The organism is Arthrobacter sp. PvP023 (assembly GCF_017832975.1).
GTDB lineage: Bacteria > Actinomycetota > Actinomycetes > Actinomycetales > Micrococcaceae > Arthrobacter.
Genome location: NZ_JAFIBI010000001.1, coordinates 1,010,503 through 1,026,081 on the forward strand (window position 1 = coordinate 1,010,503; position 15,579 = coordinate 1,026,081).

Below are 15,579 nucleotides of genomic sequence, written 5' to 3' on the forward strand. Positions count from 1 at the left end.
CGACTCCTCCCCGCCGTCGTCCTCTCACCGGCGCGCCGCCGCAGGGGAACTAGGCGTCCAGGTAGCCGCCGCTGGCCCAGCGGCGCAGCGCCGCCTTCTCGCCGTCGTCGAACTCCATCAGCGCCACACGGCAGAGCTCTTCCACGTTTTCGGTCCAAGCAGCCGCAAGCCCCTCCGCCGTCGCATTTTCATTGAGCTGGTAATTGACGTAACCCAGACCCTGAACCACAAAGTTCACCGCACCGCGGGACACCGGCTGGCCGGCGGTGACGCAGTCATCCCGGACGAGCCGCGACAGTTCGTTGCGGTTGACCGGCTGTTCGCGAAGCCGTGACGCCAACGCCTGGAATAGCTGCCGGAACTGCGCCTCGGAGAGTGCGGGCACGTCCGTCACCCTGGTGACCCGTTCCTCGATGCCGGGCTCGACGTCGGCATCCGCAGGCAGGTCGTCACTGGAAAACCTGTGGGTGTCCCAGACCCAGCCGCCCCGTGAGGGGGAGTATTCAACACCGTTGCCGATCTGGGCCACCCACGTCCCGAATTTTCCGTACCCGCCCCAGTCTGTTTTCAGGGATGGGTCCGCCGTGAGTGCACGGTGGGCCACCATGGCTCCGACAACAGGACCCGGGGCAGCCCGGACGAAATCGCAGACCTCCCGGACCGCGGCGGAAACGGTCTTCGATTTTGCCGTGGGTTTTGCCTTCGCCGCCGCCTGTGCCTGCAGCGGCTGGACAGAGGCCACAGCGTGGATTGGCTCCCCGGTGGTGCCGTTCAGGATCGCCACGAAGTCGTGGGACTCCACCACGCTGTCCGCCATCTCGCGGTAGGCGAAGGCCACGGCGCCGGCGGCGATGACCGTGGTCATCTTGTCCGCCGCCCGAAAGCGCTGGATGAGGGACGTGAAATCAGCATCTGCCGAGGCGATGAAGAACTCGTCAATGCCTGCGCTGCCGGACAGCGCGTCCATCGCATCCAGCACCAGGTTGATGTCGGTACTGGACTTCCCGCGCTGCGTCAGCGACGGGCAGTCGATCACCCGGAAACCGGCACGGGTCCAGTACGTCCGGTACTTCGAGTACACCACCGGGTTCAGGTAACAGTTTCTGATCAGGAAGCGGCGGGAACTTTCGGCGGAGCCGCCGGCGGACAAGGCATCCGCCCAGTGTTTGGGATCCTCGGCGAAACGCTTGGCCGCGAGCGGATCGAGGGCCAGTAACCCCGTATATACGTTGTCGAAGTCGACAAACATGGCCGCCCGGATTCCGGGCCGTCGGGCGGGGGACGGCGACTCTTTCATCTGCCCAGTGTGCCAGCACGCCGGGAAACCCGCAGCCGCTTTATTCACGACACGCTCAGCGGACGGCGACGCCGGCGGAGAGCAGACGCCCAAGGATCCCTGGCGTCTGTGCAACAGCCGAGGCTTCACGGGCCTCCGACGGCTCTCCATAGCCCCACGAGACAAAAATCGCAGGGATCCGGTGGGCGGCTGCGCCGGCAACATCGTAGCTCCGGTCGCCCACCATGACCGCGCCGGAGATGTCCACCCCCTGCGCGTCGAGCCGTGCCAGCGATTCGGCAATCACATCCTCCTTGGAAGCCCTTCCGGCTGAGTCGGAGGCACCGCAGATGTCAGCGAAGTGACGGTCAATCCCAAAGGCGCGGGCCAGCCGGACCGCCTGATCCTCCACCTTGGACGTTGCCACCGCCATCGGACAGCGCAACAGACCCAGTTGATCCAAGAGGCTGTCAATACCGCCGAAAAGGCCGGATTGCAGGGCCCCCGTTTCGGCGTAGGCTGCGCGGTAGTGCCGGAGCGCGTCCCGGGCGGTTGCTTCGTCCAGGCCGGCGCTGTGCCTGAACGACTCGTACATGGGCGGTCCGACATACTTGAGCAGTTCCCGGGGCGGAGGGACGGGGGCATTCACCGCCCTGAGCGCCCGGGCGGCGCTGTCCATCACCCCCGGTGCGGAGTCCAGAAGCGTCCCGTCCATGTCGAAGAGAATGCAGGTGATGGCGGCGGGCGCCTGATTGTCCCGATGTGGACGTATCATTTCTGCGGAGCCTTTCTGGCTACGGCATCGGCGCACCCGGTCCGGGGGACAAGGGTGAACCGATGATTGCGGCGGAGGGTAGGGATGGACGGGGCGGGTTTGGATCACATCGACCAGAAGATCCTTGCGGAACTCACAAAGAACGCCCGGGTGTCCCATGCCGAACTGGCCGGCAGGGTGCTTTTGTCCCGGAACGCCGTGCGGCAGCGTGTTGACCGCCTGGAGCGGCAGGGCTACATCCAGGGCTACACGATCGTGGCGGGCAGCGTGGGCCAGAGCATGGTTTCCGCATTCCTCATGATTTACCGCAAGGACCGCATGCGGGGTGCCGACGTCCTGGCAGCGCTGCGGACCATTCCCGAAGTGGTCCTCTGCGATGTCCTGAGCGGCGACTTTGACCTGCTGGTGAGGCTGGAGGCACGATCGCTGGACAGGGTCCAGGAGATCTGGGAGCAGATCGCGGCGCTGCCCGGCGTGGGCGATACCGTCACGGCGCTGACCCTGTCCAGCGTCATCCGGCGGCGGGGAGCCGACGGGCCCGGAGCCGACATGCCCGGAACAGCCGGGCCTTAGGCCTGCTGCCTCGCTAGCTTCTGATGCAGACCACCTTGGGCTGCGTCATCTCCTCAAGGGCGAACCGGACGCCTTCGCGGCCCATGCTGCCGTACTTGGACCCGCCGAACGGCATGCCGTCAAACCTGTAATCGGAGGAGTCATTGATCATCACTCCGCCCGCGTCCAGATCCCGTGCCGCACCCATGGCCGATGCGAGGGAGCGGGTGAAGATGCCCGCATGCAGGCTGAACTCGATGGAGTTCGCCAGTTCGATGGCTTCGGCGCAGGTGCTGAAAGCCTTGAGCATCACCACCGGTCCGAAGACTTCCTCCTGCCAGAGGCGGCAATCCTCCGGGACAGACTCCAGGACCGTAGGCAGCAGGACATTTCCCTCCGCCCGGTTTCCTGCCAGGATCGTCGCGCCGGCGTCGATGGCCCCGCTGATCTTGAGCTGGACCTCCCGGACCGCAGCGGGGGTAATCATTGGGCCAACATCCGTCCGTTCCTCGGCGGGGTCGCCGGTGACCAGCGCGCTGGTGGCCGCCAGGAACTTCGCACGGAATTCGCTGTAGACGGAGCGGTGGACCAGGATCCTCTGCACTCCCACGCAGTTCTGCCCCGCAGCCCAGAACGCGCCGGATACACAGGATTCCACCGCGCGGTCCACGTCCGCATCGTCCAGGACCATCACCGGCGCGTTGCCGCCCAGGTCCATGGCGAGCTTCTTCAGCCCGGCCGTGCGGGCGATCGCCTCCCCGGTCGCGAACCCGCCGGTAAAGGACACCATCCGCACGTCCCGGGTCCTGATGATGGCAGCAGCAACATCCCTCCCGCCGTGGACCACCGACAGGACCCCCGGCGGCAGGCCGGCGTCGAACAGGGCGTCGGCCAGCAGCTGTGCGGACAGCGGCGTGAGGGCTGACGGCTTGAGTACGACGGCGTTGCCGCCTGCGATCGCCGGACCCACCTTGTGTGCCACCAGGTTGAGGGGATCGTTGAACGGAGTGATGGCCGCAATGATCCCCAACGGCTCACGTGTGAACCAGCCGGTCCGGTCCTCCGATCCGGCGTAGGCGTCGAAGGGGATGATCTCGCCGGCTATCCGCGTTGCCGCCTCCGCGGATAGCCGGAGGGTGTTGACGGCCCGGTGCACCTCCTTGCGTGCCTGGCGGACGGTCTTCCCGGCCTCCGCCACGATGGTCTGTGCAAAGACTTCGCTCCTGCGCTCGATGTCGGAGGCGGCCGTTGAAAGGATGGCGGCGCGGGCATGGCGGGACAGCGACTTCGCCGCCGCGGCGCCCGAGCGTGCCGCGGCCATCACTTCTTCAACAGCGCTGACATCGGTGACGGGGACGTGTCCCACAACCCTGCCGTCGTAGGGACTGGTTACCTCGTGGAGCCGGGGAGCGCGCACAGCCTGCAGGATGGTGGCCTCAGACACGTGCCAGTCCTTCCGCCATCTTGTGGATGGCCATGATGTCGGAGAGCAGCGCATAGGCCGTCTCGATGCGTCCGGCGCCGGGGCCGGAAACCGTCACGGAGCCCAGCAGATCGGTGTCGAAGGAAACCGCGTTCGTGGCGCCCGAGATGCCGGCAAGGCTGTGCGCCACATCGACGGCGCGGGGTGCGACGCTTGCCGCGATGCCGCCGTCGGGAGTCCGCCTGGCGGATCCGATCAGCTTCCAGCGCCGGCCGGCCGAAGCGGCTGCCCGGATATCCTCCGGCGTCAGCGCGGAGATTCCCTCCCGGTGGACGTCCTTCAGCTGCAGGTTCCCGCCAAGCAGTTCGTTGGCGAGGATCAGCACCTTCAGTTGCACGTCGAAACCCTCGAGGTCCGCGGCGGGATTCGCCTCGGCGTAACCCAGCTCCTGGGCCTCCCGGACAGCCTCGCCAAGTTCAAGGCCGGCTTCCATGCGCCCCAGAACGTAGTTGCTGGTGCCGTTCATGATCCCTTCGAAGCCGTTGAGCTGCAGGCCGCCGAACATCTGCTTGGCAAGCCGGATCACCGGAGTGCCGCTCATGACGGCACCTTCAAACTCGAAACGGACACCGTGCTGTTCCGCCAGGGCTGCCAGTTCCCGGCCCCGAAGCGCCACGGGCCCCTTGTTGGTGGTGCACACGCTCTTGCCCGACTCCAGCGCCCAGCGGACGTGCGACACCGCGGGCTCACCGTCGTCGGGATTGGTGAAGGTGGCCTCGCAGACGATGTCCGCTGTGCAGTTGCGGATCACGCCCTCGTTATCCGGCTCCGCGGAGCCGCCGTGGCGGGCAAAGGTTTCGCCGTTGCCGCCCAGCGCCAGGGCCATGGACAGATCAATACCGCCGGCGTCCACAAGGGACCCGAGGCGCAGATCCGTGATGGCTACTACCCGCAGGCCGAAGCCCAGCTCGGCGCGGAGTGCTTCCCCGCGGGCGGCAATCAGCTCAGCCAGGCTGCGGTTCACTCCGCCGAAGCCAATCAGTGCAAGGTCATAGGTGGTCATGCCGTGTCCTTCTCTCGGAATTGCTTGGTGTTTCCATGCTCAGGGCGCTCCGTGTCCGTCCCGCCATGTGATTCCGCCCAAAGGACTACGCAAAGTGACCAAGGATGACGCCATACGTATCGTCGGCCCTTAACAATCGTGCAATATATGCATCTAGGAATGTTTTTAAAGATCAAAAAGGCGTTTTGGTGTTACTTTCATCACGGTGGTTGGGTTTGCCGGTCTGGTCCCCACCGCCCTCCGAGGCTTTCCGGTGCATCCATCCCGTTCGCACCTCGACTACTCTCCCGGGAGCAATTCATGGAACTTTCTTCCACAACCCGCTTGGATCCGCAGGCTTCTTCATTAGCTGAATCAGGACCCGCTGAATCAGGGCGCGGACCGGCGCCGGGGCTCCAGCGATCCATGGGCCCGCGGCACCTGGTGATGATCGCCATGGGCGGCGTCATCGGGTCGGGCCTTTTCCTCAGTTCGGGCTACACGATCTCCCAGGCCGGCCCGCTGGGCGCGGTTCTGGCGTATCTCGTAGGCGCCTTCGTCGTGTACCTCGTTATGGCCTGCCTCGGCGAGCTGGCCATCGCCTATCCGGTCTCGGGCGCGTTCCACATCTACGCTGCCAGGTCCATCGGTCCGGCCACCGGTTTCACCACGGCCTGGCTGTACTGGCTGTGCTGGGCCGTGGCCCTGGGATCTGAGTTCACCGCCGCCGGCCTGCTCATGCAGCGATGGTTCCCGGGAATCGAGGTGTGGGTCTGGTGCGTCATCTTCGCGTCCATACTGTTTGCCCTGAACGCCGTCTCGTCGCGGTTCTTCGGCGAATCCGAGTTCTGGTTTTCCATCATCAAGGTGGGCGCCATCGTCGTCCTGATTGCCTTTGGCGGCGCCGCGCTGGTGGGGTTCCACCCGCTGGCCGGAGGTCCCCACCCGTTCCTGCTCGAGAACTTCAACACCTCGGGTGGACTGTTCCCCAACGGCTTTTCCGGAGTCCTGGTGACTGCCCTGGCGGTCTTCTACGCGTTCTCCGGCTCGGAACTCATCGGCGTCGCAGCGGGGGAAACGGCAAATCCCGAGACCAGCATTCCCAAGGCAATGCGGACCACGGTGTTCCGCCTGCTGATCTTTTTCGTGGGGGCCATCGCTGTCATCGCCGCCACCATCCCCTTTGACCAGGTGGGCCTGGACGAGAGCCCCTTCGTCACCGTCTTTTCGTCCATCGGCATTCCCTATGCCGCGGACATCATGAACTTCGTCATCATCACCGCACTGCTCTCCGCCGGAAACAGCGGCCTGTTCTCCTGCGCAAGGATGCTCTTTTCCCTGTCCGAGGAAGGGCACGCGCCGAAGGCATTCCGGAAACTCACCAAACGGGGGATTCCCCTCATCGCCCTCTGCGTCAGCATGGTCGGCGGCTTGGCTTCGCTCATCAGCAGCGTGGTTGCTCCGGAATCGGTCTATCTCGCGCTGGTGTCTGTCGCCGGGTTCGCTGTTGTGGGGGTCTGGATGTCCATCACGGCTTCACACTTCTTCCACCGGCGGGCCTTCGTGCGGAACGGCGGGAACATCGACGACCTCGCCTACAAGGCGCCGTTGTTCCCGGTGGTCCCGATCCTTGCCTTCGCGCTGTGCCTCATCTCGCTGATCGGCATCGCTTTCGACCCGAACCAGGTCGCAGCCCTGTACTTCGGCATTCCGTTTGTGGGCGCCTGCTACGCGTTCTTCTACTACAAGTACGGACGGCGGCAGCAGCTCGCCAAGTAGCCTGCTGCGGCAGTCCTGCGTCAACCCGCCGGCCCGGCGGCCCAACCAGTGTTGGGCCGCCGGCGCTATGTGAGAATGGGCGTTGAAGTCCACCAGAGGGAGCGGTTCAGCTTGGAATTGTCGGAAGCGTCATCGCTGGGCCAGGGCCTTCGCATTGTCCGGCTGATCGTCGACCGTGAGAAGCGTGGCAGGGGACTGCTGGGGGTATCGCAGCTCGCCGCCGAGCTGGAGATGGACCAAAGCCGCGTGTCCCGGCTTACCCAGGAGCTGTGCGAACTGGCCATTCTCGAGCGGGTGGAACGCGGACCGTTCCGTGCCGGTCCGGCCTTCTTCCAGCTCGCGGCCAGCCTCAATGTCGGCTGGATCGGCCAGGCCAGGAGCGAGCTGGAACTCTTCGTGGCGGAGTTCGGGCTGCGGGCCCGGCTGTCAGTCCGGGACGGTGTCCGGGTGATCCTCCTCAGGACGTCGAGCAATGACGGCGTGCTGGGAAGCTTTGTGAAACCGGGCATGGTCACACCCGTCTGGTGCACGGGATCAGGCCGCGCCCTCCTCTGGGACCACACGGCAGCCGAGGTTGAAAATCTTCTTCAGGACATGGACTTCATCGGCGTGGGCGGCCCCAGGGCGGCCCATTCCGTGCCGGAAGTCTGCGAACTGATGGAACGTGACCGTCCGCAGGGCTTCATCAGGGCGGCCGAGGAGTTTGAGCACGATGTCCATGAGCTGGCCGTGCCAGTGCGGGATCCGGGCGGACGCGTCAGCGCAGCCCTCTCCGTCCTGGGCAGCCGTGCCGCCGTTGAGCTCCGGACGGGGGAAATTGCCGATGCGCTGCACTCGGCAGCAAAGCGCCTCGCCGCGGCGGGTTCAGACGGTGCCGGAATCAGCTAGGACGCCCTAGGGCCGCTTCAAGCCGGCCGCCCCACTTCAGGGCCGCAGCGGCAATTTCTTCGCACTTCGGCTCCAGCCGCGCCTTTGATCCGACCACCTGCAACGCGGCAATGGTCTCGCCGCGGAAGTCGCGCACGGGAACGGCCACGGAGTACAGGTGAGGCTCCGCCTCTTCATCCACCACGGAATATCCGCGCTCCCGGGCCCCGGCCAGGCGGGCAAGGAAGTCGTCAATATCGGCGGGAGTATTGGGGCCATGGCGCACGAATTCGGTATGGCTGAAGACGGCCCGGACCTCGGCGTCGCTGGAGTCCCACAGCAGCGCCTGGCCGGCGTCGCTGCAGTACGCGGGATAGGGCCGGCCGATCCACGAGCCCACCATCGTGCTGTTGGGCGGGACATGCTCGCCGATGGTTACGGTGCTGTCCCCGTTGAGGACGCCCAGGAAGCAGCCTTCGCCGGTAACCTCGACCAGCCCCTCCAGCGCCGTCAATCCCTCGGTGCGGAGCCTTTGCTCAGTGAGTAACTGCGCATCCGTGTAGAGGCTCCAGTCCAGCGAATACTCCCGGTGCCCGCCACGGAGCAGGAAGTTCTCCTGCTGGGCGGCCTTCAGCCCGCGGGAGATCTGGCTGCGGTCCTTGCCGAGATCTGCGGCGATGTCCCCGACAGTCGCGCCCCGCGCCCCGCCCTTGTGACGGGACCCGACGGCGAAGACGACTTGCATTCCGCGGCCCATGCTGGAGATCTTCGACATGGATCCGATCTTAGTTCCTGGCGCCGGAGGGAAGGGGGTTGCCTTCAGTGGATCGCGAAGACCCGGGCCGGGAATCCACTTCCGCCTTGCGGCTTCGGCCAGGTAGCCACCAGTACAGCCCCTGATTCGGGCAGGCCGTCCAGATTGGCGAGCAACTCTATCTGCCAGCAGTCCCGGGCAAGGATGTACGTTTCCAGGCTGAAATCCTGGTTCGACGTCGCCTTGCCCGGGTCCGTGTCGGTCTGCTCGTGGCCGATCGCCGTGATGTTCCGCTCGCCGACCAGGAAGGACAGCACCTCAAGGGACCAGCCCGGGGTGTGGCTGACGCCGTCGGGACCCCGGTTCGCCATGGCCTCCGGGTCCGGCCAGCGGCTGCTCCAGCCGGTCCGGAGCGCCACGAACGCGCCCGCCGGAATCCTTCCGTTGCGCTCCTCCCATGCGCTGACGTCATCCAGCGTGGGTGTCGCGTCAGCGTCACCCGCGGCCCGCGCGCTGATGTCCAGCACCACCAGGGGCAGCACCATCTCATCCACCGGGATGTTGTCCAGCGTGCGCCCGCCCCGGATAAAGTGCGACGGCGGGTCGACGTGGGTGCCCCACTGGCCGACGATGGAGTAGACGTGTGCCGTGAAGCCGTCGCCGTTTTCCAGGTCGAAAAGAGCCGTCCTGCGTTCGTCCGGAAAAGCAGGGAAGTGTGGCTGGCCGGGGTGGAAGGCGTGCGTCAGATCGGTGAACGACCGGCCGGACAGCAACGACTGGAATCCTTCCCAGAGCCCGGTGGCCTGGACTGTCATGACGCCCGCCCCAGTGCCGGACGAACAGACGCTGCCGTGGAAACCCGGACCGGCTCGGAAAGTTCGATGACCGGCACCTCCCACGGGTGAACTTCGATCATGCGCTCCACGAGCCGGCTGACGGCTTCGTCGGACAGGTCGGCGTCCAGATACGTGGTCAGGACAAAGGTGGGCGAAAAGGTTCTTTCATCTGCGCGGCCGAAGGTGGGATTTGCTCCGGCCGAGGCCGTGAACCCCTCGAATCCGAGGCTCGATTCGAAGACATGCCGGTAGTTCCCGAAGTCCCCGAGATCCGGGCAGGACTCCAGTGTGTCGAAAAGTGACGAGAGGCCCGGGTCCGCCTTCAGGACCTCCAGGTCACCCTCCACCAGCCGCCTCAGGGAACCAGCGCCAATGGGCCAGTGGACGCGGAGTTTGCGCACACTTTTCATTCCAATATCCATGCCTTGATGCCTCTTCCTTCGATCGTCAGGAGCCGTCCGTGCGGCTTTTGAATCATCCTGACAGACTGTGATGAGCAGCACAAGCATATTTACTTGTATATGATGCACATAGCTTGACATTGTCCCGTCCACGAAAGCGAAGTGATTCCCTTGAGCACCCCTGCCGCCCCGCTGCTTTTCGCCCTCTACGAACAGGCAAGCGTCGGTTGCGGCGGTGCCCCGAGCCTGTGGACGCACCCGTTGGATGACCGCCTGGGGGTAAATTCCCTGGACCGCTGGCGGGATGTGGCAGTGACTGCGGAACAGGCCAACCTTGATGCGCTGTTCTTCGCCGACGTGCTGGGCCTCTACGACGTCTACGGCGGATCTGCCGACGCCGCCCTCGGCTGGGCCGTGGAAGCGCCGGCGAATGACCCGTTCATCTACGTCCCTGCCCTGGCGGCGCTGACGGAGCGGCTGTCTTTCGTCATCACGGCCTCGACCACCTATGAGCACCCGTTCTCCCTGGCCCGGCGCTTCGGCACCCTGGACCACCTCAGCAACGGCCGGATCGGCTGGAACATCGTCACGTCCTACCTTTCCAGTGCGGCCAGGAACTTCGGTATGGACGAGATGCTCAAGCACGCTGACCGGTACGGCCGCGCCGATGAGTTCATGGATGTGTTCTACAAACTGCTGGAAGGCAGCTGGGCGGGCGACGCCGTCGTCGGCAGCAAGAGCGAAAAGGTGTACGCGCGTCCCGGTTCCGTCCAGCCGATCAATCACGACGGCGAGCATTTCCGCGTGGACGGACCGTCCTTGACCTCGCCGTCGCCGCAGCGGACCCCCACCCTGTTCCAAGCGGGGTGGTCTCCCCGGGGCCGCGAATTCGCCGCCAAGCATGCCGAAGTGATCCTGCTGCCCAAGAAGGACCCGCAGGAAATCGCAACGGGGCTGGCGGACATCAACCGCAGGGCGCTGGAGGGCGGCCGTCCCGCCGGCGAGGTCCGTTCCATGGCGCTCGCCCGGATCATCACCGCGCCCACGGCGATCGAAGCGCAGGAAAAGTACGAGGAACTGCAGCGCAACTACCACCTGGAGGCGCAGCTGGTCAGCTATGCCGGCGACACCGGGATCGACCTCAGCAAGTACGCCGACGACGAGCCGCTGGCCACGGCGTCCAACGGACTCACCTCCTACGTGGTCAAGGGGGCGCCGCAGGACCGGCCGCTGACCGCGGGGGACGTGCGGCGCAAATTCTCCGAGGTCACGCGCGGAACGGACCTGCTGTTCATCGGCACGCCGGAGGATGTCGCCTCGCAGATCCAGGAACACTCGGCGGCGTCGGGGCTGGATGGCTACATGATCAACCCGCTGGTCAGCCCGGGTTCCCTGAACGACTTCGCCGAACTGGTGGTGCCGGAGCTTGCCAAGAGGGGGCTCTACGACACGGAACCGAAGAAGGGTACGCTGCGCTCCCGGCTCCGAACCGACGGTGCGGACCTGATGGCGGGCACGGCTTACGGGGCCGGATTCCGCCAGCGTTAACCCGTTGACAGCGCTAACCCATTGACACCCGGACACGACAGTCATAATCTACAACCAAATGGTTGTAGATCAGTTGAGTGATGCCGACGTTGACCGCCTGTTCCAAGCACTTGCGGATACCACCCGCCGGGACATCGTCCGGCGGGTGGCCGTTGCGGATTATTCCGTTTCGGGGCTGGCTGCGCTCTACGCCATGAGCTTCGCCGCCGTACAGAAGCACGTGGCGGTGTTGGAGCGCGCTTCCCTGGTCACCAAGGAGAAGCGCGGAAGGGAGCAGATCGTGCGGGGTAACCGTGAAGCCCTGCAGAAAGCCCGCCGGCTGCTTGACGAGTATGAAGCGATCTGGCGGCAGCGCGCCGAGCGGATCGCAGACATTCTGGCTGAAGGATAGGAAGGTTGCGCAATGCCTGTTATCAGTTCCACCAAGAATCTCGAGGCCCTCAGCCTGACCCTCGTGGCGGAGTTCGACGCCGGCGTCGAGCGTGTCTGGCAGATCTGGGAAGACCCGCGCCAGCTGGAGCGCTGGTGGGGCCCGCCCGCCTATCCGGCCACGTTTGAACGGTTCGACTTCCAGCCCGGTGGTAAGGCCGGCTATTACATGACCACACCCGAAGGCGAGAAGCCCCGCGGCTGGTGGAAATTCACCACAATCCAGGCACCGAACCAGCTGGAGTTCGACGACGGTTTTGCCGACGAAAACGGCGACCACGTTGAAGCCATGGGGATCGCCCACGCCACCGTCACCCTCGAGGACCTCGGCGGACGCACCCGCATGACCATTAGGTCCACCTTCGAGTCCGAAGAGCAGATGCAGCAGATGGTGGAGATGGGTATGGAGGAAGGCCTGAAGGAGGCAGCCGGGCAGATCGATGCCCTCCTTGCCGAGCGCTCCCACGCCTAGTGGCCCTCCGGACCATCGCTGACGGAATACTCCGAAAACCCAAAGCGGACGACGGCGGGAGAATCCCGCCGTCGTCCGCCTTGCGTTGTGTTGAGCCTGAGTTAGCAGGCTGCGGCTTACTAGACTGCGGCGCCCTGGGCGGCGCTGCGGTTCAGGCTCACCGTGAAGGTGTTCGGCCCGCTGAGGGTGACTGCAACATCGTTCCGGTGGGCATTGGCCTTCGTGGAAATGTCGTGCACCAGGGCGTCCAGTGTGTGGTCGATCGCGGAGCGGTCCCAGATCTTAAGGGTCACGGAGTGATTGGTTTCGAACGTCATTATTCGGTGCCTCATTCATCAATTTGGTCATGGGCTTCGCGTCGGCGCGGAGCCCGGGACGGGTCTATCCGTGAACGCTCAGAGGCCTTGCGCAGCTCGGCGAGCTCACTGGTTTGGCCTCGTTGCGTCCACCAGGTTGGGTCGTTCTAAGCCGCTGCATTCCCTGCGCCTCAGCGCGGAAACAAGGGCTGGTGAGGCTGTGAAATCGCATTCTCAGCCGTCCTTTCCATGATGCACGGAGGGGCGGCGACGGCTCAAGCCAGGATCCGTTCATTGCGCGTGAGACTCATCACAAGCCTGCTCGCGCGGCCGCTCCTGGACCGGTCCCACGCATTTCCTTGACAAGTGTACGGCGTACACCTATCGTCTCTCCCAAGAGGTGTACGCCGTATACCTATCCCGCGAAGGGCCCGGCCATGTCAACTGAAACCATCACTCCCGCCGCTACGTCTGTCCGGCGCCCCCGGCTCCGCTGGCCGGTGCCCGCCGGCCTTATCCTGCTCAGCCTCATTCCGGTGATTTTCGGGGCACTCCGGCTGGCCGAGCTGTCGTCCGGTGCAGCGGTGACGCCGCAGAACGCACGCTTCTTCGCGTCTCCCGTCCCCGTGGTGACGCACATTGTCAGCGTCACCGTCTACTCCCTGCTCGGAGCGTTCCAATTCGTTCCATCGCTCCGCGGCAGGCGCGGCTGGCACCGCATTGCCGGACGCGTCCTCATTCCGGCCGGCCTGCTCGCAGCTCTCTCCGGACTGTGGATGTCCGTCTTCTACCCCCTCCCGGACGGCTACACCGATGTCCCGCTGCGGCTGTTCTTCGGCTCGGCCATGCTGGTAAGCATCGTCCTGGGGATCCTCGCCATCAGGCGCCGGGATTTCGCGGGACACAGCGCCTGGATGACGCGTGCCTATGCAATCGCCGTCGGCGCAGGAACACAGGCCCTTGTAGGTATTGCGTGGCTGCTTCTGGCCGGCCCCAGCGATGCGCCCACGCGGGCAGTGCTGCTGGGAGCGGGGTGGCTGATCAACGTGGCGGTGGCCGAGTACGTCATCCACCGCCGCGCCCGGCGGGCGGCGGGCGGAGTCCGCCAGCCGGTCAGTACGCCTTCACCCGCTGTTCCACGATGAGGTGAACGAGCGCGAACGTCCCGTCCCGGTCGATGGCCCGGAACGCGGCGTCGAGGGCGGCCGGGACGCCCTCGTCACGGGTGACGGTGACGCCGAACCCGCCAAACGCTTTGGCCATGAGGCCGAAATCGGGGTTCTTCAGCTGCGTGCCCGACACCCGGGACGGGTAGTGGCGTTCCTGGTGGGTGCGGATCGTGCCGTATTCCTGGTTGTCCATCACGATGATGAGCGGCGTGGCCCCGTACTGGGCTGCCGTCGCCAACTCCTGCCCGTTCATCAAGAACTCGCCGTCGCCCGCGATGGTCACCACCCGGCGCTGCGGACTGGCCAGCGAGGCGGCGATGGCGGACGGGATGGAGTAGCCCATGGAGCCGTTCCTGGCGCTGATCATGGAGGCGTAACGGCGGGTGGGGAAGTAGCGGTGCGCCCAGTTGGTGTGCTCGCCTGCCCCGAACGTCACCATGGCATCCTCAGGCAGCCGGGGGACGAGGTTGGCCATCAGCGTGTCCATCCGGGCGGGCCCTTCAGCCGGCGCGGCCGGCGGCAGGGCGGCAAAGGAAGTCTGTTCGGAGCGCATCCTTGCCGTCCAGGCCTTCCACTCATCCTTGACGGGCAGGTCGATGCCCAGCAGGTCGCGGACGAAGGCATCCGGTTTGGCAACGATCTGCCGTGAGACGGGCCCCGACCGGCCGCGCAGTGAGGGGTCGATGGTCACCAGGAAGTTCTGCTTGTTCCAGTCCTGGCGGCAGACAAACCCGTCCGTAATCACGTCCCCGGGCACCGTCCCGACAAAGACGAGCAGGTCGGTTTCCTCCAGGAGGTCATACGTGGGGCGGGGGCGTCCGTAGCCGATCGGGCCCACGTAGGACGGCGAATCAAAGGAGACCGTACCCTGCGTGCGCCATTCCGCAGCGGCCGGGATGTGGTGCTTTTCGAGCCAGCCGGTGAGCTGGCCCGCCGCCTCCTGGGTCCAGTCGTTGCCGCCGGTGACAAACAGCGGCTTCTTGGAAACAGCCAAGGCACTGCCGAGTGCTTCGGCATCCGTGGTGCTCATGCCGCCCGCAGCCACGGGGATGGTCGGGTGCAGCGCCGGATCGATCTGCTGCCGGATGATGTCCTCCGGCAGGCCAACGACGACGGGCCCAGGCCGCCCGCTCATCGCCGCAAACATGGCTTCCGCAACGATCTCGGACGCCCGCTCGGCGTGGTCCAGCACCATGACGCGCTTCGCCCCGGTGTCGAACCAGGCCTTGATGTCGAATTCCTGGAACGCTTCGCGGTCACGGTGCGCAAACGGAATGAGCCCCACGAAGAGCAGCATGGGGGTGGAGTCCTGCCAGGCGGTGTGGAGCCCCACATGGGCGTTGGCCGCCCCGGGGCCCCGGGTGACCATGGCTACCCCCGGACGCTGGTTCATCTTGCCGTCGGCCTCGGCCATGTACGCGGCGCCTCCTTCGTGCCGGCAGACCACTGTGTCGATGTCGGAGCCGTGCAGCCCGTCCAGCACGTCCAGGAAGCTTTCGCCGGGAACAACGTAGGCGCGTTCCACCCCGTGGGCCGCGAGGGAATCCACAATCACGTGCCCGGCGGATTTCAGGGTCCCGGAACCTGCCGTCCTGCCGCGGGGGTTTAGTGTTCCGGGGTCAGCCGAGGAGAGCGGCTGTACTGCGAGGTGATGGATGGCGCCGCCGTCGATGGGCCTGGTGTCGGTTGCTGTCATGGTGGATGCGGATTCCGTTGTCATCTCTGCTTGTCTTCTGGGGTTGGGTGTTGGTTTACGTGTGTTGGGTGGAGCGCCGGTGGCGCCTAGTCGGTTTCCGGCCCGGTACAGAAGAAGCAGCCGTCCTCGCAACTGTCCGTCGTCTGGTTTTCCGTTGACGCCCCGATGGGTTGGGGGCTTAGCAGGTCTTGTCGGTTCATGGCGGGCTTTCGTCGGTTGTTGGTGGGGTCTGGGACTGCGGGGCCGGGGGAAAATGCGGGCGGG

16 protein-coding genes are annotated in these 15,579 nt (G+C 65.5%); 7 read left to right on the forward strand and 9 right to left on the reverse strand.

Going from position 1 to position 15,579, the window contains the following annotated elements; genetic code table 11:
* Positions 1-49 precede the first annotated feature (49 nt).
* Together JOE31_RS04690 and JOE31_RS04695 are read right to left on the reverse strand one after the other, a co-directional pair.
* Complete coding sequence (locus JOE31_RS04690) at positions 50-1,297, reverse strand: NYN domain-containing protein (RefSeq protein WP_209742367.1); 1,248 nt, start codon at positions 1,295-1,297, stop codon at positions 50-52.
* Positions 1,298-1,352: 55 nt separating this feature from the next.
* The gene (locus JOE31_RS04695) at positions 1,353-2,051 is read right to left on the reverse strand and encodes an HAD hydrolase-like protein (protein ID WP_209742368.1); all 699 of its coding nucleotides are present in this window, start codon (positions 2,049-2,051) and stop codon (positions 1,353-1,355) included.
* Positions 2,052-2,150: 99 nt separating this feature from the next.
* On the opposite strand from JOE31_RS04695, the gene JOE31_RS04700 reads away from it, so the two are divergent.
* Positions 2,151-2,624 (forward strand): Lrp/AsnC family transcriptional regulator, encoded by a 474-nt coding sequence (locus JOE31_RS04700; RefSeq protein ID WP_374100804.1) that lies wholly within the window; start codon positions 2,151-2,153, stop codon positions 2,622-2,624.
* Positions 2,625-2,637: 13 nt separating this feature from the next.
* Here the strand turns inward: JOE31_RS04700 and JOE31_RS04705 are convergent, their stop codons facing one another.
* Positions 2,638-4,047, reverse strand: a complete 1,410-nt coding sequence (locus JOE31_RS04705) for an aldehyde dehydrogenase family protein (protein WP_307864367.1) — start codon at positions 4,045-4,047, stop codon at positions 2,638-2,640.
* Complete coding sequence (locus tag JOE31_RS04710) at positions 4,040-5,089, reverse strand: homoserine dehydrogenase (protein ID WP_209742370.1); 1,050 nt, start codon at positions 5,087-5,089, stop codon at positions 4,040-4,042. The genes JOE31_RS04705 and JOE31_RS04710 overlap by 8 nt, the downstream gene beginning before the upstream one ends.
* 300 nt (positions 5,090-5,389) lie before the next feature.
* On the opposite strand from JOE31_RS04710, the gene JOE31_RS04715 reads away from it, so the two are divergent.
* Positions 5,390-6,847, forward strand: a complete 1,458-nt coding sequence (locus JOE31_RS04715) for an amino acid permease (protein WP_209742371.1) — start codon at positions 5,390-5,392, stop codon at positions 6,845-6,847.
* Positions 6,848-6,958: 111 nt separating this feature from the next.
* A complete protein-coding gene (locus JOE31_RS04720; protein WP_209742372.1) occupies positions 6,959-7,735 on the forward strand; it encodes an IclR family transcriptional regulator in 777 nt (258 codons plus the stop codon).
* Here the strand turns inward: JOE31_RS04720 and JOE31_RS04725 are convergent.
* From JOE31_RS04725 to JOE31_RS04735, 3 genes are read right to left on the reverse strand one after another with little or no spacing between them, the layout of a single operon-like run.
* Complete coding sequence (locus tag JOE31_RS04725) at positions 7,728-8,489, reverse strand: IclR family transcriptional regulator (RefSeq protein WP_209742373.1); 762 nt, start codon at positions 8,487-8,489, stop codon at positions 7,728-7,730. The two genes, JOE31_RS04720 and JOE31_RS04725, sit on opposite strands and share 8 nt — an antisense overlap.
* A gap of 44 nt (positions 8,490-8,533) precedes the next feature.
* Positions 8,534-9,283, reverse strand: coding sequence for a cyclase family protein (locus JOE31_RS04730; RefSeq protein ID WP_209742374.1), 750 nt, complete (start codon positions 9,281-9,283; stop codon positions 8,534-8,536).
* Entirely contained in the window at positions 9,280-9,714 is a 435-nt protein-coding gene (locus tag JOE31_RS04735) for a hypothetical protein (protein WP_307864368.1), read from the reverse strand. The genes JOE31_RS04730 and JOE31_RS04735 overlap by 4 nt, the downstream gene beginning before the upstream one ends.
* A 162-nt stretch (positions 9,715-9,876) precedes the next feature.
* Between JOE31_RS04735 and JOE31_RS04740 the strand changes: the two genes are divergently transcribed.
* From JOE31_RS04740 to JOE31_RS04750, 3 genes are read left to right on the forward strand one after another with little or no spacing between them, the layout of a single operon-like run.
* A complete protein-coding gene (locus JOE31_RS04740; RefSeq protein WP_209742376.1) occupies positions 9,877-11,253 on the forward strand; it encodes an NtaA/DmoA family FMN-dependent monooxygenase in 1,377 nt (458 codons plus the stop codon).
* Positions 11,254-11,311: 58 nt separating this feature from the next.
* Positions 11,312-11,644 carry a helix-turn-helix domain-containing protein gene (locus JOE31_RS04745; RefSeq protein WP_011693378.1) on the forward strand — a complete coding sequence of 111 codons (333 nt, stop codon included), beginning with the start codon at positions 11,312-11,314 and terminating at the stop codon, positions 11,642-11,644.
* Positions 11,645-11,656: 12 nt separating this feature from the next.
* A complete protein-coding gene (locus tag JOE31_RS04750) occupies positions 11,657-12,154 on the forward strand; it encodes an SRPBCC domain-containing protein (RefSeq protein WP_209742377.1) in 498 nt (165 codons plus the stop codon).
* 119 nt (positions 12,155-12,273) lie between these two features.
* Here the strand turns inward: JOE31_RS04750 and JOE31_RS04755 are convergent, their stop codons facing one another.
* On the reverse strand, positions 12,274-12,471 hold the full coding sequence (locus JOE31_RS04755) for a hypothetical protein (RefSeq protein ID WP_011693996.1): 198 nt from the start codon (positions 12,469-12,471) through the stop codon (positions 12,274-12,276).
* A gap of 416 nt (positions 12,472-12,887) precedes the next feature.
* On the opposite strand from JOE31_RS04755, the gene JOE31_RS04760 reads away from it, so the two are divergent.
* Complete coding sequence (locus JOE31_RS04760; RefSeq protein WP_209742378.1) at positions 12,888-13,595, forward strand: DUF2306 domain-containing protein; 708 nt, start codon at positions 12,888-12,890, stop codon at positions 13,593-13,595.
* On the opposite strand, the gene JOE31_RS04765 is transcribed toward JOE31_RS04760, so the two are convergent.
* Positions 13,564-15,339 (reverse strand): thiamine pyrophosphate-dependent enzyme, encoded by a 1,776-nt coding sequence (locus tag JOE31_RS04765; RefSeq protein WP_209742379.1) that lies wholly within the window; start codon positions 15,337-15,339, stop codon positions 13,564-13,566. The two genes, JOE31_RS04760 and JOE31_RS04765, sit on opposite strands and share 32 nt — an antisense overlap.
* Between the last annotated feature and the right edge of the window lie 240 nt (positions 15,340-15,579).